The sequence below is a fragment of the Affinirhizobium helianthi genome (assembly GCF_042680945.1).
GTDB lineage: Bacteria > Pseudomonadota > Alphaproteobacteria > Rhizobiales > Rhizobiaceae > Neorhizobium > Neorhizobium helianthi.
The window spans coordinates 45,892-65,679 of the sequence record NZ_JBHUEQ010000035.1; the positions used below are offsets into that span (position 1 = coordinate 45,892).

The window sequence follows — 19,788 nt, forward strand, 5'->3', positions numbered from 1 at the left end:
CTATATGCCCCTCTTTTGCTCGGGAGGCGACAGGCGAGGCCCTTTGCTCTTGCCTGAACCTCCCCCCGTTGCCTTGACGAAGGCAATGAATGCCTCAGCCTCTCGCGCCACCGCCTCGGTGATCTGCTTGCGGCGCTCCACGGTAATCAGTTGGCGGTCCAGAACCTTGGCGGCGTCCGCAAGGCCCTCACGTGACATCAGCTCGGCAGCCGCCTGCGCTTTCGAGGCAGTAGCAAAATCCGACCGGGCCCGGGCGGTCGATTGCCTCGCCGCATGCAGGGCGCGCAAGGCGGTCGATGCTTCGCCATAGGCTACAAGAACGGCCTGACGATAGGCGCTTGTCGCTTCCCGCAATTGAGCCGCCCTTGCCTCCACGATATCGCGTCGCTTTCCCTGATCGAAGATGGGCAGTTGCAGCGATGGCCCACCCATGAGACCGAAAAGGGAGCCGGAGACGGGCGAGCCGAAGCCGATCATGCCGGAAAGATGCAGTTTTGGATAAAGATCGGCCTTCGCAATGCCGACCTCGGCAGCAGCCTTAAGCACCGCAAACTCGGCACGGCGAACATCGGCACGCCGCCGCAAAAGGTCCGCCGGAACCTCCATTGCCAGATCCCTGCCGAGGGAGGGCTGTGGTCCAATTGCCGAAAGCGCGACATCGCCTTCTCTCGACCCCTGGAGAATGGCGATGCTCTGGATTTCATCTGCAATGGCATTGTCGAGCAGCCGTTTCTGCTCGGTTGCTGCCAAAACGTCATCGGTGGAAAGCTGTGCGGCGAGCTTTGTACCAAGGCCACTTTGCGAAAGCGTGTTTGCAATTTTGCTGGCTTTGGCCTGTACGGATATTCTCAACTCCGCATCGCGACGTTCCTGTTGCAAGGCTCTCAACCGCACATAGCTTTTGGCCGCTTCCGCAATGACGGACAGGCTTGCCGCATCCAGATCCGCCGCAGCCATGGCAGCATCCATATCGGCGGACTGTCTGGTCATTCCGTCCTGTCCGAACAGGGAGATTTCCCAACCGGTCTCGAGATTGATCTGGGCCGGACGACGGGAAATATCCTGCGCTTCAACCTTGCTCGTCGATGCAGTTGCAGCACCGGAAAGCGACAGACCGGGGCGATAGGCGGAAGCGGCGGATCGTGCCAGAGCGCTGGCCGCGACCAACCTCTCCCGCGCCTGCGCAACGGTGAGATTGCCTCGCCGCACGCGCAGAACAATCTCGTTCAACGTCGGATCGTTGAGGGTTTGCCACCATGCGTCATCCGGCCACTGTTTGTCGGTCAGGCTACTGGCAGTGGAAGATCGGGCGCTGGAGGATACCGGCAGGATGTCTGACATTGCCGGCGCCCCTGATTGGCAGGAGGTTAAAAGCAGGGCGAAAAGGCTCGCACAGCAGACATTGGGCGCTCTATTCCACGCCCGCATCGTGCATTGAGTAAACTTCATTGGAGCACGCTTACCTAATGAAAGCCGTTTTTCTTGCCGGCGTTGCCGTCTCTGTAACGCCATGTTGGATCCACTGAAGAAACCGCATTGGAAGCTTTCATGTTGGCATTGAGCGCCTCCGGTGGTCACGAATGCGCTGAGGTTGCTCGCTTCTCACAGTCTCTTGCTGAAACTGCGTTTGCCGAGACCGGGTTTTGGATCAGCTGACTGCAGGTTTTGCGTAGTCACCGTGCAGATTTCATGGAGAAGCGCTGCGCGATGTGCTTGTGGAAGCCGTTGAAATCCACCAGACGCCAGTCATGATCAGGGCACTGCCCACAAGCTGCAACAAGGAAGCCGGTTCGTCATACAGAAACCAGGCGCTGGCCAGCACGAAGACATAGCTGATCGCCGATATGGGAAAGGCCTTGGTCAGATCCACTTCCGCGAGGATGCGAATCCACAGCACGAAACAGGCAATTTCTGCCGCGATTGCCAGAAGAAACCAGGGGGATGAAAGCAGAGCCGTAAGCCAGTTCATCCCGAAATCGTCAACGAAGGTGGAGGCACTTTGCTTCAGGAAGATCTGCTGAAGCGCGTTCAGGATGGGCACGTAGAGCCACAACATGCGATAGCTTTTGTTCATTGCCGCGCTTTCCCGGTTCCATCGGTTCCGAAGAGCGGTGCAAGCAGCCCGAGAACGGACTGCAGGACTGGATTTTTGTGCCTGAAGAACAAGGCATTCTCAGTTAGCTGACTGCCCAAACGGATCTTGTTCTCGTAATAGGCCTGTCCGCTTTGATACAGGGCCAATCGGTTCTCCAGACAAAACCGGATGTTCTCGAACCAGCTCATATAGTAGAGATTGTAGGACCTACCCCGTTCTGCATCCATGCAGAAGAATTTATCCACGAGGCGCGCTTCGTCCCGCAGCAACAGATTGAAGGCAAGAACCTCGTCACCAACACGGTAGACTTTGCAGAAGGCGTTACTGCCCATATTGGCGAGAACGCCCGCGAAATAGTCTTCTGTCAGGTCTTCGAATTGCCACTCGCTTCGCAGGCGCGTTTGTCTGTAAAGCTCGATAAAGCGAGGCAACAGATCTCCAAGATCCTCGACAGTCTCGACTGTCACCTGCGATCTTGCCCGCAGCTTTCTGCGCATGTCCTTGCGCGTGCCCGGCGACAATCTGGACAGATAGGTGTCGATACTCGAGAAATCGATGGAAAGGGATGCCGTCGGCAGGCTCGCCATACGCACAAGGCCAGCCTCATCAATTGCTTTGGAAAGCGTCCAGTCTAATGGCAAGGGAATATCTTTCAGGCCAAAAAGGCCGTAGCCAGCCCGTTCAGCCCATGCAGAAGTCTGGCGCAGCATGACTGCCAGCAGATCGGCCTTCCACAGGTCAGGAATACCGGGATGCGTGCCAATACGCCCGCATTCCGTGCAGGGAGATCCCAGGCACGCCAGTTTCAGGGACAAGAAGCCGGGCACAATGCTGCGCAGTTTTTCAATCAGGCGAGAAAGCCGCCCGCGCTCGAGCGTGGTTTCAAGTCCGTAATCGCAGAGGAAGACCGGTGCAGCGGCAATCAGCCGCCCGTAGGACCGGATCGTCGCATATCTCCACTGGAAACCGCGGAGCGAGGATTTTTCCACCGCCAGCAGATAATCATAACGCTCAAGCTCGCCGGGGAAGCAGGCATCCCACTCTGATTTCTCGATTCCACCCAAGGTCTCGCATACTTCAAACTGAAGATCGCTCATTTCGAAATTCGGACTATCCGCCACCTCGAAGCTTGCCTCAAAACGCATGGTTCACCTCGAAAAAGCGTGCGGAAAGTTCGGCAACCTTCCGGTGCTCCCTGTCGACATGAACCATGTGATAGCTGTCATTGAGCAAATGCAGTTCAGCCGGCCCGCCGATATGGCTTGCAATATAGTGGGCGTGACGGGGGGCGCTGAGATCGTCCTCCCTCGAATGGACGATAAGCGAGGGCGTGGTGATGCCAGGCAGGCTTTTCTTGAGATGGACCCCAAGGTCATGCATCTCGATCAGGCCTCTTCCGGGAAAATGGCTGAGGACGCCTTCGCTCTCCATTCCGGCAATCATTCGACGTAAGCGATCGTCCTTGATGCCCAGCGATGGCGTTTCGCTGAAGTTGAGACGATCGATAAAGGGCACATATTTCATCCACCCGATGTGGGGCGACAGAACGGCATAATAGCGCGGGACGTTCCAGCCGTCATAGTGAAAGCAGGGCGAATAAAGCGCGACCGAGCGGATCGGCGAAAACGCCCCATGAGATGCAAGAAGAGACAGTTTTCCGCCCACACAAATGCCGGCTGCGAAAACCATGTCACTTCTCGCGGCAAGCCAATCCGCAGCTGAAGCAACGCTTTCGAGCCAATCCTGCCAGCGGGAGCGACGCAAAGCATGCTCGCCCCGCCCATGCCCGGCCAGCAAGGGTGCCAGAACCGAGTAGCCCATGCGGACGAACTGGCGCGCGACCAGGCGCATTTCCGCCGGGGCGCCACTCATGCCATGAACCAGCAGCACAGCCTTGCCATTCCTGCCCTCTTCATAAAACGAGAAGCCATCGTTGAAAGGATTGCAGATATTGGCGCGGGCGGCCGGTGCGGCTTGCATTGCGTCGACCTTGGTCGCCACGTTGAAACTGGTGAGGGAGTGGCTCATGACCCGGTCACTCCCACGCAGATCACGCCTCCAGTTACCAGAGCAACCCCCGCACAGTGGCGCCAGTTGATTGGCTCTTCGAATACCACTGCTCCGGAAAGCGCGATGATTGCATAACTCGATGCCATGAGAGGGAAAGCCACGGACAGCGGCACATGCGCCAGCACGTAAGTCCAGGCAACCAGCTCCACGGCCCAGAACACGACGCCGAAAGCCATTGCCGGATGGAGAAAAAGATGTCCGCCTTCGCGGATGGAAGCGAATTTAAAGCAGATTTCCCGGCAGGCTTCTGTCAGGACGCAAAAAGCGATAAGCCCAAGCATGGCGCCGTTGATATTTCCGTTCATTTCATGATTTCCGAAAACGCCCGAAGAAGCGCAAGATTGCTGGCGGCATTGCAAGAAGTCGTCGCGGCAGGGTCCGGCGTTCGTAAGGGCTGATCGAGCAGGATCTCACTTTGCTTGAGGAAGCGGGTGAAAAATGTGCCGCTATAGACCGGTGTGGAGTAGTCCCCCAGAACATCCGCTCCGATAATACGGTGCCCTGCTCCAATCTCGCCCAGGAGACGAAGCAGCATCGAAAGTCGCAGCTTGCCCTGGTCCCAATTGGTGACGGCCTCCTCCGGCGACAAACAATCCTTGTCGATCGTGATGTAGACGTTGGTCGTCTCTATGCGCTGCAGCAAATGTTCGCAAAAGCCCGTAAAACCGAAATGGCGCATCGTCACCCAGTTCAAGCGCCTGGATGATTGAACGTAACTCGCCCCTTCCCCATAATTGCGTCTGACGCGACTGGGCGGATGATCGAAGGGGTAGAGTTCCAGCTTGCCGGATACGAGGTTCTGCAGGTTGGCGCCCTTGCGTTCTGGCCATTGCAGGTCTCCACTGCAAACGCCAAACGTAATGACCTTTTGCACCTGGGGATGCTTGACAACCTCATTGACCCACGAACCGCAATGCACACCATTGGCAAAGTTCACCCAATCGGGATGGTTATCGATATGGATGACGGTCAAAGGGCCATCAAAGCGTTCCGCCGCTTCCGCAATCAGCAATGCGGATACATGATGAAAGTCGCCCGATCCGATGAAACACAGTCTGGGGGGTGTTTGCGCGCGGGCGGCACGCGCAATGCTGTGTCTCAAGGGATCGAGCGACTCTCTCCTGCTCCATAGACGAATGGTACTTCCACAGCACCTCTCGTCCGCTTCATAAGCGCCCGCTGACAGTGCAGCATCCATAAAGGATGTTTGCATGAGTATCGCGTCATCAAGATGGAGCAGCAGGGTATTCACAGGTTCATCTCCGCCCGGCGCGGGCCAAAAGCTCATCGAGCAACCGCAAGGCCAGATCGATTTCAGCGTGCGAAATCATAAGATTGGGCGCCAGAGTGATGACGTTCTTGTGGTAACCGCCAACATCGAGAACGAGACCATAGGTCTTGCCGTCGACCAGCATGTCGCCCTTCATCCCCTCATCGGACATCCAGTCGAGTGTCGCCTTATCAGGGGTGAAACCGTCCTGCTTGCAGATTTCCATCCGCAGAGCCAAGCCGAGACCGTCGACATCGCCGACGATGAAATGGCGCTTCTGCAGCTCCTTCAAGCCGTCCAGAAAACGCGCCCCCTTCTCCATGACGGCTGCGCCGAAATCGGTTTCACTGACCATGTTCAGCGTTTCCAAGGCGACGGCCGTTCCCATCGGGTTGGATGCGAATGTCGAATGGGTCGAGCCAGGCGGGAAGATGGTGGGATTGATCATCTCCTCGCGTGCCCAGATGCCAGACAAGGGGTTCAGGCCATTGGTGATGGCCTTGCCAAAGACGAGGACATCCGGCGACACACCGAAGTGCTCGATGGACCACAATTTGCCAGTGCGATAAACGCCCATCTGAATTTCATCGACAACCAGAAGAATGCCGTGATCATCCAGTATTTTCTTCAGGCCAGTGAAGAAGTTCATTGGCGGGATGACGTAGCCGCCTGTGCCCTGGATCGGCTCGATGTAAAAGGCTGCATATTCCGATTTGCCGGCCTTTGGATCCCAGACGCCGTTATATTCGCTTTCGAAAAGACGCGCGAACTTCTGTACGCAATACTCGCCGTACTCCTCCTTCGACATGCCCTTCGGGCCGCGGAAGTGGTAGGGAAATTCAATGAATTGCGCACGTTCCCCGAAATGACCGTAACGGCGGCGATAACGGTAGCTTGAGGTGATGGACGTCGCGCCCAGTGTGCGGCCGTGATAACCACCTTCGAAAGCAAACATAAGGCTTTTGCCGCCGGTATAATTGCGAACCAGTTTCAGCGAATCTTCAATCGCCTGAGAGCCACCGACGTTAAAATGAACGCGGCCCTTGTGACCAAACTTGGCTTCCGCGTCCCGGGCAATCAGAGCTGCCATTTCCACCTTCTCGCGGTGCAGGTACTGCGAAGCCACCTGCGGCAGGCGGTCCAGTTGGCGATGGGCTGCACGGTTCAGCCTTTCGTTCCGATAGCCAAAGTTAACCGCGGAGTACCACATCTGAAGATCGAGAAACGGTGTCTCGCTGCTATCGAAGAGGAAGGAGCCGTCGCAACCGGAGAAGAACTTCGGATGTTCGGTGTAGTGGACAGTGTCGCCATGCGAGCAATAGATGGCTTCGAGCCTGCGAAGCTCCTCTTCGGGTGGCTCGATAGCCAGAAGCTCGGCGATATTGGAACGAACGTTCATGATGTTTCCTTCGATTATGCTGTTCTTGTCAGGCGGAAGTCGGTCGCTCCGCTCGGCATTTCGTTAAGAAGGCTGGCAATGGGACACTGCACGTCTGCAAAGCTTTCGTAGGGAACGAAGGGAATGCCTTGCTGCTCGCAATGCTGGGCGAGCTTGGACTTCGCAAAGACAAGCGAGGCCTGTCGCGAAACGCAGAAATCGCTGCGGCCGTCACCGACGTAGAAATGCACGTCGGATGTCTGAACAACCGTGCATTTGCAGACACCCGCGCCAGACGCACAGCCAGATCTGGCATGAGGCGTATCCAGCCGATACCGGAAATTCTGCTGCGAGACCGTCGATGACAGACGATTGGCAATGATCGTGATGTCGGTGATACCGTAACGCCCAAGTATGCGGCGAATGAAGTAGTCCACGCCATCGCTGACAACGGTCAGACCGATTGCGTGTCTACGGCAAAAGGCAACGAAATCGGGAAAAGCCGGATCGATCTCGACTGTATCGAGAAACGCATTAAGATCCTCCAGGCTCGCATCGATGAGGGGGATCTGAGACCGCATGCATTCAGCAGCGCTCAGCCGGCCCGCCTGCCATTCTTCCTCCAGGCGCTTCCAGTCATCGCTTGCAAAACGTTCCAGAACGAGGTCCGTCACATCATCGATGGCTATCGTTCCATCGAAATCGCAAAATGCATGCATCGTCAAATCGCCTTTGTTCTTGCCGTCGGGTCAAGGAGATGCGTCCGCTTTGTCGAGAAAGCGTGGAGATAATTCCCGCAATCGGTGGAGACTCCGATCCGGGAGCCGGAACCGCACGAATACGGCCTGCCGAGCGCAAAAGAGCGATTGACGGACCCCGCTGAATTGAGCCATCTGAAGAACAGAAACTGACGGCTCACATCTGCAGATCACGCCCGCAGCACTTCATGAATTCGTGTTTCAGCGGCGGAGAATGTCCGAAATACTCAGCAAGACCTGGAGCACGTCCAGCAAAAGCGCGTCGGCGATTTTGCGTCTGGACTGCTTGAAAAACAAATAGATAAAGCACTTTAGAGATTCCGTTGAACCGGACGTTCTCTAAGTTACCGAGAGATCGACATGAACAATGCGCTTATTCTCATAGTCGAAGATGAGCCGGAAATCTGTGAGATCCTGGAAACCTATTTCACACGTGAAGGCTTCAGGGTGGTAACGGCTGGAGACGGTGTGATCGGACTGAGCCATCATCAACGCCTCAGGCCGGATCTGGTCGTACTGGACATCAAGCTCCCGCGTCAGGATGGTTACGAGGTGTTGGCGGCGCTGCGGCGTGTCGCAGATACGCCGGTGATCATGGTCACCGCGCTCGCGGAGGATCTGGACAAACTGCAGGCCTTGCGGATCGGCGCCGATGATTACGTCGTCAAACCCTTCAACCCTCTGGAGGTCGTCGCTCGCGCCAAGGCGATACTGAGGCGCGTAACCGGGCGAAGCTCCGACCATGTCCTTCGGCTTGGCCCTCTCTCGGTGGATCCGCAAGCCTATCGGGCTGTGATCGAGATTGGAACGCAGCGCACAATTCTGGACCTGACCCGCACCGAATTCCGGATCCTGGCCCATATGGCAGCCTCTCCCAATCGTGTTTTCGAGCGTTCGGAACTGGTCGATGCATGTCTGCCCGAAGGCGAGGCGCTTGATCGCACTGTTGACAGCCATGTCAGCAATCTCAGACGAAAGCTGGCGGCGGCGGGAGTGGGAAATCTTCTTTCTGGCGTGCGAGGCGTAGGATACCGGATCGATGACATCCAGACACGCTAATCTGAACGCCCGCCTTGTCCGGGCAATGATCTTGCTGGCTCTCCTCGCGTTTGTCGTGGTCTATGCCGGCTTGGTCGCCTATTTCTTTTTCATTTACGAGTGGATCAACCCGGACATCGATTTCGACAGCCCTTGGCAATTCAGCGATTTCGTCGGGCTCGGCATTATCCTCGGTATGGGCATCCTCACCGCTTCCGTTGCAGGATGGTGGCTGGCTCGCTACGTCACGGAACCGTTGAAATCCGTTGCCAGTGCGGCGCAAAAAATCGCTCAGGGCGATTTTTCCGCCCGCGCAATATTGCCACGTCGCAGTTTTGGCGAGGCAAACGAACTCATGGCCGATTTCAATCTCATGGCAGAACGTCTGGAGCGTGCGGAGACCGAACTCAAATATTCCAACTCTGCAATCGCGCACGAGCTACGAACGCCCTTGACCATTCTGCGCGGACGGTTGCAGGGATTGGTCGATAACGCTTTTGAACCAAGCTCCGACTTATATCTTCGCCTTATTGCCCATGTCGATGATCTCTCCGAGATCGTTGAAAAGATGCGCACATTGGGCCTCAGCAACGCTGGCCAGCTCGATCTTCAATATTCTCGCCTGGATCTTGCCGCAGAGGTAGACGCTGCTGCGCTTTCAATGGAAGGCGAACTCTCCGGCGCCGATATTGTTCTGGTAAAGCGACTTGGTATTGCAGTTTTCAACGCTGACAAGCCGAGGATCCGGCAGTCGATCATTGCGATATTGGACAATTGCCGCCGCTATGCCCCAAGCTCCACCGTGCTCCTGGAAACAGGCCGATCCAACAGCTATGTTTTCTTTCGGTGCACGGATACGGGACCCGGCATCTCCAGAGAAAATGCAAGCCGCGTTTTTGAACGTTTCTGGCGCGCAGACGATTCCCGCAGCCGCGTTTCTGGCGGATCTGGTCTAGGTTTATCCATTGTCAAAGCCATCACGAGCGCGCATGGCGGCAGCGCTCTCGTCCTGCCGCCAGAGGAACGTGGATTTAGCATTGAGTTGCGTTTTCCGCTGAGCAAGCCAGGGGAGTTCAGCTAGGGCATGTCCAGCAAAAGTGCGTCAGCGGTTTGGCTGGACGTGTTCTAGAAATTCCAGTCTTCATCTTCGGTAGAAACGGCTTTTCCGATAACATAGGAAGAACCTGCCCCGGAAAAGAAGTCATGGTTCTCGTCCGCATTGGGCGAAAGCGCTGACAGTATCGCCGGATTGACCTTGCAGGCTTCGCTGGGGAAGAGCGCTTCATAGCCAAGATTCATCAGTGCCTTATTGGCGTTGTAATGCAGGAACTTCTTCACGTCTTCTGTCAGGCCCACAGCATCATAGAGGTCCTGTGTGTACTTCGCTTCATTATCGTATAATTCGTCCATCAGGTCGAAAGCGAAACGCTTGATGGCCTCACGTCTGGATGGCGCTTCACGCTCCAATGCGCGCTGAAACTTGTAGCCGATGTAATAGCCGTGAACCGCTTCGTCACGAATGATCAAACGGATCAAATCCGCCGTATTGGTCAACCTCGCTCGGCTGGACCAATACATTGGCAGGTAGAAGCCGGAGTAAAAAAGAAAGCTTTCCAGAAATACGGAGGCGATTTTTATCTTGAACGGATCGCCGCTGTCATATTGCTCCATGATGAGCGAGGACTTCCTTTGTAGAAACTGGTTCTCCTGCGACCACCGATAGGCCTCATCCACATCCGAGGTAAGGCAGAGGGTGGAGAATATTGATGAATAGGAGCGGGCGTGGACCGCCTCCATGAAGGCAACATTCGAAAGAACAGCTTCTTCATGCGGTGTCTGGCTATCGGCCATCAGCCGAATTGCGCCGACACCATTCTGAATGGTGTCCAGCAGCGTCAACCCGGTAAAGACCCGGATTGTCAGCCTCTGCTCCTCCGGGCTGAGCGCAACCCAGGAGGAGATATCATTTGACAGAGGAACTTTCTCTGGCAGCCAGAAATTGGCCGTGAGGCGATTCCACACCTCAAGATCCTTCTCGTCCTCAAGGCGGTTCCAGTTGATGGCGTGAACCCGGGTGGAGGGCTTGGCGTGGATGTTCATAGGATCCTCCTTATCCAGTCAAACTGCGCAGGAAACGCAGCCCTGGACCTGCGTGCCTTCCAACGCCATCTGCCGCAAACGGACATAGTAGATCGACTTGATTCCCTTTCTCCACGCATAGATCTGGGCACGATTGATGTCACGGGTCGTCGCCGTGTCACGGAAGAACAGGGTCATCGATAATCCCTGATCGATATGCTGGGTAGCTGCGGCGTAGGTATCGATAATCTTCTCAGGCCCCAGCTCATAGGCATCCTGGTAATATTCCCGGTTTTCGTTGGTGAGATAGGCGGCAGGATAATAGACGCGGCCGATCTTTCCCTCCTTGCGGATCTCGATCTTCGATACGATGGGATGCAGAGAAGAGGTCGAGTGATTGATGTAGGAAATCGAGCCGGTGGGAGCGACCGCCTGAAGGTTCTGGTTGTAGATGCCGTGGGCCATGACCGAGGCTTTCAACGCCTGCCAATCCTGCCGGGTTGGAATGCGGATGCCGGCATGCTTGAAGAGGCTGGCAACCTTATCCGTTACGGGCCGCCATTCCGCCTCGGTATACTTGTCGAAATATTTTCCCGTGGCGTATTTGGAGTTCTCAAAGCCCTTGAACCGTTCGCCCCGCTCGATGGCGAGCTGATTGGAGGTTCTAAGTGCGTGATAGGTGACGGTGTAGAAATAGATATTCGTGAAGTCGATGGCCTCATCGGAACCGTAGAAGATGCGCTCGCGCGCCAGATAGCCGTGCAGGTTCATCTGCCCGAGACCGATGGCGTGGCTTTCGGCATTGCCTCTGACGGCCGTTGGCGCGCAGGTGACGCTGCTGAGATCGGAGACAGAGGTCAAGGCCCGAACCGACATCTCCACCGTCTTGCCGAAATCTGGACTATCCATAGCGGCCGCGATGTTGAGAGAGCCCAGGTAACAGGAGATATCCTTTCCAACATGCGCGTAGGAAAGGTCATCATTCAGCTTGCTTGCCTCGTTGACCTGAAGAATTTCCGAGCAAAGATTGCTCATGGAAATACGTCCCGCCACGGGGTTCTCCCGGTTCACCGTGTCTTCAAACACAAGATAGGGATAGCCGCTCTCGAACTGGATCTCCGCCACAATCTGGAAGAAATCGCGCGCCTTGATCTTCTTCTTGCCGATCCTCGGATTGGCAACCATCTCCCAATACTTCTCCGTCACGGAGATTTCGGTAAAGGGCACGCCGTAGACGCGCGCAACATCCATGGGTGAGAACAAATACATATCGTCATTGTTCTTGGCCAATTCGAAGGTGATGTCGGGAATGATGATGCCAAGCGAGAGAGTCTTGATTCTCACTTTTTCATCGGCATTCTCGCGTTTGGTATCGAGGAAGCGCAAGATATCGGGATGATGGGCATGCAGGTAAACAGCACCCGCACCCTGTCGAACACCGAGCTGGTGTGCATAGGAGAAGGCGTCTTCCAGCATTTTCATCACCGGAACAACTCCGGCGGACTGGTTCTGCATCTTTTTGATGGGTGCTCCCATCTCCCGCAGATTGCTGAGCGAAAGAGCAACGCCTGCTGACCGCTTGGAGAGCTGGAGTGCCGAATTGACAGCACGTCCAACACTTTCAAGGTTGTCCTCGACGCGCAAAAGAAAGCAGGAAGAAAGCTCCCCGCGTTGCTTTTTCCCGGCATTCAGGAAAATCTGGGTAGCCGGTTGAAAGCGGCCGGACATGATCTCATCGACCAGGTCACGCGCAAATCTTTCATCGCCGCGCGCTACAGTGAGCGCCACCATGCAGACCCGGTCCTCGAAACGTTCGAGGTAGCGATTGCCATCGAACGTCTTCAGGGCGTAGGTCGTATAGAACTTGAAAGCTCCGAGGAAGGTTGGGAACCGGAACTTCCGGGCATAGGCGCTTCCAAATAGATCCTCAAGAAAATCTGGTGTATATTGATCGAGAACCTCGCTCTCGTAATAGCCTTCCGCCACAAGGCAATCCAACCTTTCCTTGAGGTTGCGGAAGTACACCGTGCTTTCGTTCACATGATGGCGAAAATACTGGCGCGCTGCCTCGCGGTCCTTTTCCAATTGTATCCTGCCACCCTCGTCGTAGAGATTCAGCATGGCATTGAGGGCGTGGTAATCTGGAGAGGCCTCTTGCGAGATTGCGCGGTGGGAGAGTGTCAGCGTGTCCAAAATCTTTCCAATCCCTGTTTGATGTTGATGACGTCCTCTTCGGTCCCAAGCAGCTCGAACCGGTAAAGGAGAGGTACAGCGCATTTTTGGGCGATGATCTGCCCCGCCAATCCGTAGGCCGCACCGAAATTGGTACTGCCCGCAGCGATGACGCCGCGCAGAAGGCTGCGGTTTTCTGCGTCGTTCAGAAAGCGGATGACTGGCTTCGGGACGGCCCCTTTTTCGGAGCCTCCACCGTAAGTGGGAGTGATCAAGACGAAGGCCGTTTCGGCCCTCGGAGAAAGATCGTCATTATTGATCGGGAGGCGCAGCGCGGGAAGCTGGAGTTTCTCCACGAAGCGCCGCGTATTCTCCGAGCGGCTTGAAAAATAGACGAGCCCACTCACGCCAAGCGCCATGTCAGTACAGCAAGCGTGAACGGGTCCCAATGAGACGCGTGCGTCCTGCCTGTTCCAACTCCAGAGGGCTGATAGGTGAGACCAAAGCAGCTCGCCGCTGACAGAATATGGGTGGAACACCACCTCATGATAAGGAACATCATTTCCCTCACAATACATTGTCACACAATATAATGTATAGCATCAATACCAATGCTATCATCAATGATGCGTAGACTAATTCACGCACCAAGCAGTATTTACTAAATTAACCCCCGAGGAAAGATGTTGCTCCTGGAGCGTATTCATTCATTAATACTCTATATCACCTACAACAACGGCCCTTGCTCCGCCCGCTTAAAACCTCCGCTCCATCGGAAGAGGGTCTCTGGCGTAGAAAGCGCATGCGCCGAAAACCTTCAGCAACGAAGAACGACGCAGTTCACGCTTATGCTGCATGTTTCCAGCAGGAAAACCGCCAGACATTCTGTGGTGAAGTATCGTCCGAACGGAGAACCCACCCGGCTTCGCATGAGATTTGGCCACCTCCGCTGATCTCAACTGTCAAAAGCCTCATTGATATTGAAGCATGGTCTCGGATCTTTCGTCACGCGCCCCACCCAGATCCCCTCATGGCGTCTGAAAAAGATGCGTTGGCCCCCTACCCTCACAGTCCACATCCGTTGCGACCTGCTCTCACCTTTTCGACCAGCCTGTTCCGTGATGTATTGGATCAAAGGTACGCCGTCCACAGCACGAGCCCGCTGCTTAAGATTAACAATCCTTTAAAAATTTCCGCATTCTCGTTTCAGGCCCTGCATTGCCGGACACATGAAGATAAACTTTATAGCCGGATATGATATCTATAGTTTCTATTTGGTCAACATCCACAAGACACTATCACAACTGATATATTGATCGAAATTAACCTAAAAGCGCTCAAAAATGTTACTAATTTATTTTGTTGATACTTCTTCAAAAACCGCTCAACGACCCCTCTTCAGCATAGTGAGGTCCAGCACGTGACGATATCAGAAGAGGAATTCACCCATTTACCTGCTTCCAATGAAGTTCACATCTGGCTGACTTCACTTCCGGAGTTAGACGAAGCGCAGAAAAACTCTTGCTTTCAGGTGCTTAACGATGAGGAGCGAGACCGGCTGAGCAAGTTCTTGGTGGAGCCTGCCCGCCTGCAATTCCTGGTCGCGCGAGCTTTGCTGCGCACATGCCTTACCCAATATTGCGGCGCGCCTGCTCCATCATGGCAATTCCAAAGCAACGCCTTTGGAAAACCTCATATTAGCGAACCCGCCGAGTATCGTCATATCCAGTTCAATATATCCCATACTGATGGCCTCGTTGCCTGTGCCTTTGCACACAGCTGCCTGATTGGTTTGGATGTGGAAAACACCGGGCGCAACATCGAGCCACTTCAACTGGCAGAACACGTGTTGGCACCACCAGAATGCGCCGATCTTCTAGGTCACGAGTCAACAGCACAGCGCGCCAGGTTTTATGACTACTGGACGCTCAAGGAAGCCTATGTGAAAGCACGCGGGCTGGGACTTTCACTCGGGCTGGATAGTTTCTGGTTTCAGCTTGAAGGCGAAGCGCCCCAAATAGTCTTTGGCCCCGATAGCACGGACGATCCGAAGCAATGGCATTTTGCGCAGTTTTCCCCGACAGAAAGCCATAAACTGGCGCTCGCCGTTTGCATGCCCGACAAGAATTGCAGGATCAAACTGAAATGGGTGACGCCTGTGGTTGATCCACAGCAGAGGGCGGCTTCATTCCGTTGACGTGACTGTCCCAGCAGTCAGGCTTCAACTGCGCATGAGAGAAAAGGGGATGCCGGAAGCCAATGCAGCCACATAGTGCGGCTTCTGGTAGTAGCCATTGAGCGAAATACGTGGAAGCGCAGCCATCCGGTTCTGTGTGCTTACGCAAAGGGTACCGGGCTGGGTTGTGACCGCGACGGAAATGCCCAGTTCCATTGCAATCTGCTCCTCCCGTTGTGACACAGAGATGGCATTCCCGTAGGGATAAGCGAAAGTCTGGGGACGCTTCCCGGTGATACCGGAAAGCCATTCGATAGATTGCTCCATTTCCTGCAGGGCATCGGAATGAGACAAGCGGCGCAGAGCTGGATGGCTGACCGTATGGGCACCCAGCGAGACAAGCGGATGTTGCGCCAGCTCCACCAGCTCGCGCTCGCCCATCGTCAAGGCTGCAGTAATGTCCAGCGGCTCCATGCCCAGGCCTTGAACGGCATTATCGAGTGCCGCCACTCGCTCGGCTTCATTGCCCTGTTCCACAAAGCGCGCAAAGCGGTCGAAGGCTTCCACCTTGTTAAGTTCACCGCGTAAATCCAGTTGCTCAGGTCCCTGCCCGAAGTCGAACTCCATACGATCGATACTGTTCAGCAGCTTGGCGACCGTCTCCCACCATATTGTGTGGGTCCTCTGGGCAAAGCCCTTCGTGGCGAAAATGGTGAAGGGCACGGCATGCCGTTCGAAAACAGGAAGCGCATGATCCCGGTTGTTTTTGTAGCCATCGTCGAGCGTGAAGCAGGCAAAGGGACGCGGCGCAGACTGGGACAGACGATTTGGGACCTCTTCCAGAGGCAGGAACTCATAGCCATCGGCAGCCAATTGGCAAATCGCCGTCTCCAGAAATTCCGGCGTGATTTCCAGGTGCCGGTTTGGATCGGCCTCCTGCTGTTGGTATGGGCGCACATGATGCAGGGTGAAAATGGCGCCAAGACCTCGCGCGCCCGCCATAACGCCCAGTTTGGACATCAGCTCCGCTGTTTGAAGGCCACTGGCAATCAAGCCGCGTTTGACGCGTCTGCGCCACAGGGCATCAAGAACTGCGCTCATGCGAGATAGACTTCCATGTCCCCGGTCGAAATGTGACGTGAGCGCAGAGGTTAGCAAGCCAGGTCTTAATTACTCCTAAAGCGTGCGTCAAAACCTCTCGGGGCTTGTCGATACGAACCCTCTGGCCAACACGCGCCAAACTCAACCCAATCATGGCTCACCGCCGGCAGGCGCTGAGGACAAGTGCGTTAGCAGTCGCGTGCGGACTGGGTGAAGACAAAGAGACAGCGCATTTCAGATGCTTCCATTCTCACCGCAAATGCTCTGGTTGGCCATCATGGCGCACTGTGCAGCAAGCACCTTAAAGCAGAAAACCGTTGCTGGCGGGCAGCAACGGTTGATCCCTTTTCGCGCTTCTCAGCCCATTATTGGCTCAGCGTGGCGGCCTTCAGTTTGCGGGCGCGTCTTGCCAGCAGCAGCGGAAGGATTGCAACGGCGGCAGCCATGCACCACAGCACGATGGAAATGGTGCTGCTGAACAGGATGGAGATATCTCCGCCCGAAATCGCCAGAGCATTTCGCAGGTTGACTTCCATCACTCTGCCCAGCACGAAGCCCAAGATGATCGGGGCCATGTCGAAACCCGCCTTGCGCAGCAACCAGCCCATGAAGCCGATCCCCAGCATGAGGAAGATCGAGAACACGGAGGCGTGGGTCGAATAGACGCCGACGATGGACAGAACAAGGATACCTGGCACGAGCAGCCAGTTCGGCACGGTGAGCACCCGTGCGAAGATGTTGACCAGCGGCAGGTTGAGCGCCAGCAGGATGATGTTGCCGACAAAGAGCGATGCAATCAGACCGCCCACAACCTCAGGCCGTTCCGCCAGAAGCATCGGGCCCGGCTGAATATTGTAGAGCATCAGCGCGCCGAGCATGACCGCCGTTGTGCCCGAACCGGGAACGCCGAGCGTCAGCATGGGAACGAAGGCACCGGCTGCCGTGGCATTGTTGGCCGCTTCCGGCGCAGCCAGACCACGCACATCACCCTTTCCAAACGTACCTTCGGTATCCGAAATGCGTTTTTCAGTGGTGTAGGACACGGCAGAGGATACAGACGCACCCGTTCCCGGCAGAACGCCGACAATGAAGCCGATCAGCGAGCCACGAATGGTGGCGCCAGTGCATTTGACGAGATCGGCCCAGCGGGCTGTCATGCGCCCAAGCTCGCGGATCACGGTCACACCCCTGCCCTGATGCTCGAGGATGATCATCGCCTCGGAAATCGAGAAGAGACCAATGACGAGAACGACGAATTCTATGCCGTCACCAAGTTCCGGTTCGTTGAAGGTGAAGCGATAGGCGCCGGATGTCGCATCAAGACCGACGGTCGCCAGCATCAGGCCGAGTACGCAACCGATCAGCGTCTTGGCCGGCTGGGAACCCACCATCGAACCAAGCGTGGCAAAGGCAAAGATCATCAGAACAAAATATTCGGCCGGGCCGAAGCCGATGGCCAGCCCCGACAGCATCGGCGCGAAGAGAGCAAGACCGATGGAGCCAATGATGCCGCCGACGAAGGAAGAGACACCGGATAGCGCCAGCGCTTCGCCAGCGCGCCCCTGACGCGCCATCGGATAGCCGTCCATCGCCGTCATGACCGCCCCGGCATCACCCGGCACGTTGAGCAGGATGGAGGAAATGCGACCGCCATACTCGGCGCCACAATAGACCGCAGCCAGCAGAATCATCGTGCTTTCTGCTGGCAGGCCCATGGAATAGGCAATCGGCATGAGAAGGGCGATGCCATTGATCGGGCCGATCGCCGGCAAGGCACCAACCATAGTACCAATGAAGCAGCCGATGAACCCGATGAGAAGGTTCTGTCCCGTGAGGGCGACGGCAAAGCCGTGCCACAGATAATCGAAATTCATGGAATTGACCTTTCCGGATCAAGTCAGGATCAGCCGCCGAACAGCGCGCCGGTCGGCAGATAGACTTCCAGGGCGAATGAAAAAACGAACCACCACAGCAGAGCATGTCCGACCGCGCCGATCAGCGCCGTCTTCAGCGGCGCTCCGAAAATCAGCCCCGATCCGAGCGTGAGCACAAAGATGGAAATCGCAAATCCCGCAGGCTCAAACAGCATGACGGCGAGCATGACGAGCACCGGGATGGCAAGCACCTTCAAAAGCAGGCGCCCTTCGGGGAAGCCTTCCACCGATCCGGGTGATACGAAATACACGAGGGCAAGCGCACCAAGGATGACGGCCAGTGCCACCGGGAAAACGCGCGGTCCCAGCGGATCAGACGAAAATGTGTATTCGATGACGCTGCCGCCAATGCCGTAGCCAACAGCGAGCACCAGGAGGATGATCGCCGAGACACGGCCGATAAGCCGCGCATTGCGGGGCGCAGCGGAGTGGGCTTCTGACATGGTAGCCTCATAAAAGACGCTCGCCGGGCAGGCACCTTTAGTGCCTATCCGTGAGGATAGCTTCGATTAGAACGATGGAAGTGGCCTGCATCAGCCAGCCTATGCGGGTGCAAGCCGACGAAGGCATTGCCGGGCGACAAGCCGCCCGGCAGGAGTTGCCTTACATTCCGGCCTCTTTGGCCAGGATCTTGAAGCGGGCTACATCTGCCTTCACGCGCTCTTCAAAATCCTTGCCAACCATGGTGAAGTCAAACAGGCCGCGTGCCTCGCGTTCCTTCGCAAATTCAGGCGTCACAGCCATTTTCTTGAAGGCTTCGACCCACCAGTTGTAGTCGTCGGTGGAGACATCCTTGCCAACATAGTAGCCGCGCCAGACTGGCCAATCCAGGTCGAAACCCTGCTCCTTGGCGGTGGGGACGCCAGCCAGTTCGCCAGGCAGACGTTCCGGCGACATCACGGCAAGAATGCGGACCTTGCCAGCCACATGATGCTTGACCATTTCGGCCGCATCGCCCGAGCCGACCTTGACGTGACCGCCTTCAAGCGCCGTGAGCACTGCACCGCCGCCTTCAAGCGCCACATAGCGCATCTTCTTGGGATCCTGCTCGGCAGCCTTGGCCAGAAGCGACCCCTTCATCCAGTCCTGAGAGCCAACAGCACCGCCGCCGGCAATGGGGAAATCACTCGGATTTGCCTTGTATGCGTCAACCAGCTCGCCAAGTGTCTTGTAGGGCGAATTGGCCGCTACGACGAGAACGCCGTAATCAGCACCAAGAGCACCAAGCCAGCGGACTGCAGTTTCACCATACTGGCCGAACTTGCCCTGCGCGATTAGCAATGCCGAGCCGGATGAGGCGGCAGTGATGAGATTACCATCCTTACCGCGCTTGCCGATCACGTGGTTATAGGCGACAGCGCCAACGCCGCCTTCCATATAGGTCACGGTCATGGGCTTGGAGATCTGCTTGCTTTCCAGAAGCGAGTTTGCGGCCAGACGGCAGGTCAAGTCGAAGCCGCCACCGGGCTTGGCACCAGCAAGGCATTCCGGCTTCGAAGGTTCAGCGCTGGCTGCCATCGTCATGGACGTTGTTACGACAGCTGCGCCTGCGAGCAGCTTCATCATGGTACGGATCATTAGTCTCTCCCGTTAATCCCTGAGACCGGAACGGAAGCGGCGCTTTGCACTCATCACTCTGGCCAGACTGAATCAGTCGGCGTCTGTGGGCGACAATACGGGCTTCCTCCCCAGGTCGACATGCTCTCTCCCTTGAAGT

18 protein-coding genes are annotated in these 19,788 nt (G+C 56.1%); 3 read left to right on the forward strand and 15 right to left on the reverse strand.

Annotated features, from left to right (window positions below; translation table 11 throughout):
- The 8 genes from ACFSE1_RS17820 to ACFSE1_RS17855 form a co-directional block, all read right to left on the reverse strand.
- A complete protein-coding gene (locus ACFSE1_RS17820; RefSeq protein ID WP_377404433.1) occupies positions 1 to 1,341 on the reverse strand; it encodes a TolC family protein in 1,341 nt (446 codons plus the stop codon).
- A gap of 346 nt (positions 1,342 to 1,687) precedes the next feature.
- Positions 1,688 to 2,074 carry an EamA family transporter gene (locus ACFSE1_RS17825; RefSeq protein WP_377404436.1) on the reverse strand — a complete coding sequence of 129 codons (387 nt, stop codon included), beginning with the start codon at positions 2,072 to 2,074 and terminating at the stop codon, positions 1,688 to 1,690.
- Complete coding sequence (locus ACFSE1_RS17830) at positions 2,071 to 3,240, reverse strand: GNAT family N-acetyltransferase (protein WP_377404439.1); 1,170 nt, start codon at positions 3,238 to 3,240, stop codon at positions 2,071 to 2,073. Before ACFSE1_RS17830 ends, ACFSE1_RS17825 begins: the two co-directional genes overlap by 4 nt.
- Positions 3,230 to 4,075 (reverse strand): alpha/beta hydrolase, encoded by an 846-nt coding sequence (locus tag ACFSE1_RS17835; RefSeq protein WP_377404552.1) that lies wholly within the window; start codon positions 4,073 to 4,075, stop codon positions 3,230 to 3,232. The genes ACFSE1_RS17830 and ACFSE1_RS17835 overlap by 11 nt, the downstream gene beginning before the upstream one ends.
- Positions 4,076 to 4,119: 44 nt before the next feature.
- On the reverse strand, positions 4,120 to 4,470 hold the full coding sequence (locus ACFSE1_RS17840) for a DMT family transporter (RefSeq protein ID WP_377404442.1): 351 nt from the start codon (positions 4,468 to 4,470) through the stop codon (positions 4,120 to 4,122).
- A complete protein-coding gene (locus ACFSE1_RS17845) occupies positions 4,467 to 5,417 on the reverse strand; it encodes an arginase family protein (RefSeq protein WP_377404445.1) in 951 nt (316 codons plus the stop codon). Before ACFSE1_RS17845 ends, ACFSE1_RS17840 begins: the two co-directional genes overlap by 4 nt.
- Positions 5,418 to 5,421: 4 nt before the next feature.
- On the reverse strand, positions 5,422 to 6,834 hold the full coding sequence (locus ACFSE1_RS17850) for an aspartate aminotransferase family protein (RefSeq protein WP_377404448.1): 1,413 nt from the start codon (positions 6,832 to 6,834) through the stop codon (positions 5,422 to 5,424).
- A 14-nt stretch (positions 6,835 to 6,848) separates the two neighbouring features.
- Positions 6,849 to 7,532, reverse strand: coding sequence for an MtnX-like HAD-IB family phosphatase (locus ACFSE1_RS17855; protein WP_377404451.1), 684 nt, complete (start codon positions 7,530 to 7,532; stop codon positions 6,849 to 6,851).
- A gap of 399 nt (positions 7,533 to 7,931) precedes the next feature.
- On the opposite strand from ACFSE1_RS17855, the gene ACFSE1_RS17860 reads away from it, so the two are divergent.
- Both ACFSE1_RS17860 and ACFSE1_RS17865 read left to right on the forward strand, forming a co-directional pair.
- A complete protein-coding gene (locus tag ACFSE1_RS17860) occupies positions 7,932 to 8,630 on the forward strand; it encodes a response regulator (protein ID WP_377404454.1) in 699 nt (232 codons plus the stop codon).
- Positions 8,611 to 9,690 carry an ATP-binding protein gene (locus tag ACFSE1_RS17865; protein WP_377404456.1) on the forward strand — a complete coding sequence of 360 codons (1,080 nt, stop codon included), beginning with the start codon at positions 8,611 to 8,613 and terminating at the stop codon, positions 9,688 to 9,690. Before ACFSE1_RS17860 ends, ACFSE1_RS17865 begins: the two co-directional genes overlap by 20 nt.
- Positions 9,691 to 9,734: 44 nt before the next feature.
- On the opposite strand, the gene nrdF is transcribed toward ACFSE1_RS17865, so the two are convergent.
- Genes nrdF through nrdI form a run of 3 tightly spaced genes read right to left on the reverse strand, consistent with a single transcriptional unit; the run spans position 9,735 to position 13,267 of the window.
- Positions 9,735 to 10,709, reverse strand: a complete 975-nt coding sequence (gene nrdF / locus ACFSE1_RS17870) for a class 1b ribonucleoside-diphosphate reductase subunit beta (RefSeq protein ID WP_377404459.1) — start codon at positions 10,707 to 10,709, stop codon at positions 9,735 to 9,737.
- A gap of 18 nt (positions 10,710 to 10,727) precedes the next feature.
- Positions 10,728 to 12,881 (reverse strand): class 1b ribonucleoside-diphosphate reductase subunit alpha, encoded by a 2,154-nt coding sequence (gene nrdE, locus ACFSE1_RS17875; RefSeq protein ID WP_377404462.1) that lies wholly within the window; start codon positions 12,879 to 12,881, stop codon positions 10,728 to 10,730.
- The gene (gene nrdI / locus ACFSE1_RS17880) at positions 12,869 to 13,267 is read right to left on the reverse strand and encodes a class Ib ribonucleoside-diphosphate reductase assembly flavoprotein NrdI (protein ID WP_377404555.1); all 399 of its coding nucleotides are present in this window, start codon (positions 13,265 to 13,267) and stop codon (positions 12,869 to 12,871) included. Before nrdI ends, nrdE begins: the two co-directional genes overlap by 13 nt.
- Positions 13,268 to 14,280: 1,013 nt before the next feature.
- On the opposite strand from nrdI, the gene ACFSE1_RS17885 reads away from it, so the two are divergent.
- Positions 14,281 to 15,057 carry a 4'-phosphopantetheinyl transferase family protein gene (locus ACFSE1_RS17885; RefSeq protein ID WP_377404465.1) on the forward strand — a complete coding sequence of 259 codons (777 nt, stop codon included), beginning with the start codon at positions 14,281 to 14,283 and terminating at the stop codon, positions 15,055 to 15,057.
- 24 nt (positions 15,058 to 15,081) lie between these two features.
- Here ACFSE1_RS17885 and ACFSE1_RS17890 read toward each other — a convergent pair whose 3' ends face one another.
- The 4 genes from ACFSE1_RS17890 to ACFSE1_RS17905 form a co-directional block, all read right to left on the reverse strand.
- Positions 15,082 to 16,137 carry a polysaccharide deacetylase family protein gene (locus ACFSE1_RS17890; protein ID WP_377404468.1) on the reverse strand — a complete coding sequence of 352 codons (1,056 nt, stop codon included), beginning with the start codon at positions 16,135 to 16,137 and terminating at the stop codon, positions 15,082 to 15,084.
- A 365-nt stretch (positions 16,138 to 16,502) separates the two neighbouring features.
- The gene (locus tag ACFSE1_RS17895; RefSeq protein ID WP_377404471.1) at positions 16,503 to 18,011 is read right to left on the reverse strand and encodes a tripartite tricarboxylate transporter permease; all 1,509 of its coding nucleotides are present in this window, start codon (positions 18,009 to 18,011) and stop codon (positions 16,503 to 16,505) included.
- A 29-nt stretch (positions 18,012 to 18,040) separates the two neighbouring features.
- Positions 18,041 to 18,514, reverse strand: coding sequence for a tripartite tricarboxylate transporter TctB family protein (locus ACFSE1_RS17900; RefSeq protein ID WP_377404474.1), 474 nt, complete (start codon positions 18,512 to 18,514; stop codon positions 18,041 to 18,043).
- Positions 18,515 to 18,674: 160 nt separating this feature from the next.
- Positions 18,675 to 19,649: a Bug family tripartite tricarboxylate transporter substrate binding protein gene (locus tag ACFSE1_RS17905; RefSeq protein WP_377404477.1), complete on the reverse strand. Its 975-nt coding sequence runs from the start codon at positions 19,647 to 19,649 to the stop codon at positions 18,675 to 18,677.
- Between the last annotated feature and the right edge of the window lie 139 nt (positions 19,650 to 19,788).

Bases quoted from the DNA above. Each gene is read 5' to 3' on its own strand.
- ACFSE1_RS17820 (WP_377404433.1), bottom strand. From the start codon at position 1,341: ATGTCAGACATCCTGCCGGTATCCTCCAGCGCCCGATCTTCCACTGCC.
- ACFSE1_RS17825 (WP_377404436.1), bottom strand. From the start codon at position 2,074: ATGAACAAAAGCTATCGCATGTTGTGGCTCTACGTGCCCATCCTGAAC.
- ACFSE1_RS17830 (WP_377404439.1), bottom strand. From the start codon at position 3,240: ATGCGTTTTGAGGCAAGCTTCGAGGTGGCGGATAGTCCGAATTTCGAA.
- ACFSE1_RS17835 (WP_377404552.1), bottom strand. From the start codon at position 4,075: ATGCAAGCCGCACCGGCCGCCCGCGCCAATATCTGCAATCCTTTCAAC.
- ACFSE1_RS17840 (WP_377404442.1), bottom strand. From the start codon at position 4,470: ATGAACGGAAATATCAACGGCGCCATGCTTGGGCTTATCGCTTTTTGC.
- ACFSE1_RS17850 (WP_377404448.1), bottom strand. From the start codon at position 6,834: ATGAACGTTCGTTCCAATATCGCCGAGCTTCTGGCTATCGAGCCACCC.
- ACFSE1_RS17855 (WP_377404451.1), bottom strand. From the start codon at position 7,532: ATGCATGCATTTTGCGATTTCGATGGAACGATAGCCATCGATGATGTG.
- ACFSE1_RS17860 (WP_377404454.1), top strand. From the start codon at position 7,932: ATGAACAATGCGCTTATTCTCATAGTCGAAGATGAGCCGGAAATCTGT.
- ACFSE1_RS17865 (WP_377404456.1), top strand. From the start codon at position 8,611: ATGACATCCAGACACGCTAATCTGAACGCCCGCCTTGTCCGGGCAATG.
- nrdF (WP_377404459.1), bottom strand. From the start codon at position 10,709: ATGAACATCCACGCCAAGCCCTCCACCCGGGTTCACGCCATCAACTGG.
- ACFSE1_RS17890 (WP_377404468.1), bottom strand. From the start codon at position 16,137: ATGAGCGCAGTTCTTGATGCCCTGTGGCGCAGACGCGTCAAACGCGGC.
- ACFSE1_RS17895 (WP_377404471.1), bottom strand. From the start codon at position 18,011: ATGAATTTCGATTATCTGTGGCACGGCTTTGCCGTCGCCCTCACGGGA.
- ACFSE1_RS17900 (WP_377404474.1), bottom strand. From the start codon at position 18,514: ATGTCAGAAGCCCACTCCGCTGCGCCCCGCAATGCGCGGCTTATCGGC.
- ACFSE1_RS17905 (WP_377404477.1), bottom strand. From the start codon at position 19,649: ATGATCCGTACCATGATGAAGCTGCTCGCAGGCGCAGCTGTCGTAACA.